The 1,820-nt window shown below is 48.6% G+C and carries 2 protein-coding genes and 1 pseudogene; all 3 read left to right on the top strand.

Annotated elements, in window-relative coordinates:
- The first annotated feature begins 56 nt into the window (after positions 1–56).
- Positions 57–302 carry a DUF2018 family protein gene (locus Q0614_RS08030; RefSeq protein ID WP_297962334.1) on the top strand — a complete coding sequence of 82 codons (246 nt, stop codon included), beginning with the start codon at positions 57–59 and terminating at the stop codon, positions 300–302.
- Positions 302–1,294: a polyprenyl synthetase family protein gene (locus Q0614_RS08025; protein WP_298787885.1), complete on the top strand. Its 993-nt coding sequence runs from the start codon at positions 302–304 to the stop codon at positions 1,292–1,294. Before Q0614_RS08030 ends, Q0614_RS08025 begins: the two co-directional genes overlap by 1 nt.
- Positions 1,294–1,820, top strand: a pseudogene (locus tag Q0614_RS08020) (glutamyl-tRNA reductase); the annotation flags it as partial. The gene Q0614_RS08025 and the pseudogene Q0614_RS08020, both read left to right, overlap by 1 nt.

Below are 1,820 nucleotides of genomic sequence, written 5' to 3'. Positions count from 1 at the left end.
CCTAACCTAAATTAAATTTTACATTTGCTATAATCGCGAAATTTTAAGGAAGGTAAATGGATATTTTTGAAGGTAGCCCAAGAGAGAAATTTTTTGAAATTTTATCCGCTGCAAGCCCTACTTTGGTGCAAAACGAAATCGAAGAAGCTCTAATCCGCCTAATCGCCTGTGAGCAGCTCTGCGAAGCGCGCGGCATTAGCGAGCGCGAGATCGAAAGCTTCATCGCGCAGCAGGATCTACAAGACGAGCTAAACGACAAATTTTTGCAAATGAGCGGAAATATCCTAAGCAATAACGAATAATGCAAGATCAAATCGATTTAATTATGAAAAGCTTCATCGCAGAATGCGGCTACGAGCCCGCTAACGAGATGTTTGCGAAACTTAGCTCAGGCAAAAAACTGCGCTCCAAGCTGCTGTTAAACATCGCGCAAAAAGATGAAAAATCACTGCGTCTGTGCGCGATCATCGAGCTCATTCAAGCCGCAAGCCTGCTGCACGACGACGTCATCGACGAAAGCTCTGTGCGCCGCGGCAAGCCCTCGATCAACGCCACTTACGGCTCCAAAAACGCCGTGATGCTGGGCGACATACTCTATTCTAAGGCATACTTCGAGCTTTCTAAATTTGAAAGCCGCATCGCCGCCGCGCTTTCGGGCGCCGTCACGAAACTAGCCGTGGGCGAGCTGATGGACGTGAGCTTAAGCAACGATTTCAACGACGATGCGAGCAAATATCTGCAAATGATCTATCTAAAAACCTCCGCTTTGATCGAAGAGGTCGCGCGCTGCGGGGTGTTTCTGAAATTCGGCGGCGCAGAAAATCGCGACGAAATTTCAGATATGAGCGGCGCAAAAAACGAGGGCGAAATTCTAAGCGCCGCGAAAGATCATGATGAAATTTTAAGCGCGAGCGCAAAATTCGGCGAATACGGCAAAAATTTGGGGCTTGCTTTTCAGATCATCGACGATATTTTAGACGTGACGCAAAGCTCAGAAGCGCTCGGTAAGCCGAGCCTGAGCGATTTTGCGGAGGGCAAAACCACCCTGCCATACATCTATTTATACGAAAATTTAGATGATGCGCAGCGGCAAAAGCTAAAATCGTTTTTTAAAAAGCAGTTGCGCGAGAGCGAAATTTCATGGATCAAAGCGAAGCTTAGCGAGCACGGCATTATCGAGCGCTGTATAAACGAAGCTCGTGCCTACGGGCAAAAGGCGCTTGAAGCCGTGGCAGAATTTAAAAACGACAAGCTGGAGCAAATCGTGCGAGATATGATAGATAGGGAGTTTTGATGGCGTATATGAGCGTGAGCTTCACCCACAAAAACACGGACATCACGGTGCGCGAGAAACTTTCGTTTTCAAACGACGTGCGCAAAAAAGAAATTTTGCGCCTTTTGGCTTCAAACTCCGCGATAGAGGAGTGTTTGGTGCTTAGCACCTGCAACCGCGTAGAAATTTTTACCGTCGTAAGCGACTTTGACGAAGCGCAAAAATTCGTGCTTTTGGCACTTTCACGCGTAAGCGGCGTGAGCTTTGAAGAGCTGCAAAACCTAGCCGACATATATGAGGATCGCGGCGCGATACACCACCTTTTCGCCGTCGCAGCCTCTCTTGACAGCCTCGTAGTGGGCGAGACGCAAATCGTAGGCCAGCTCAAAGACGCCTTTAAATTTGCCAAACAAAACTCCCACGCGGGCGCGCAGATCGCAAGAGCGATAGATGAAGCGCTAAAGTGCGCGGCGCGCATCCGCAACCAAACCGAAATTTCAAAAAATCCGATCTCGGTCTCAAGCGTCGCCGTGGCGATGGCAAAGGA

Source organism: uncultured Campylobacter sp. (genome assembly GCF_937997595.1).
In the GTDB taxonomy this organism is placed as follows: Bacteria; Campylobacterota; Campylobacteria; order Campylobacterales; family Campylobacteraceae; genus Campylobacter_B.
The sequence above is the reverse complement of the archived record's forward strand: the minus strand, read 5'-3'. Positions and strand labels throughout refer to the sequence as shown.

Bases quoted from the DNA above. Each gene is read 5' to 3' on its own strand.
- Q0614_RS08025 (WP_298787885.1), top strand. From the start codon at position 302: ATGCAAGATCAAATCGATTTAATTATGAAAAGCTTCATCGCAGAATGC.
- Q0614_RS08030 (WP_297962334.1), top strand. From the start codon at position 57: ATGGATATTTTTGAAGGTAGCCCAAGAGAGAAATTTTTTGAAATTTTA.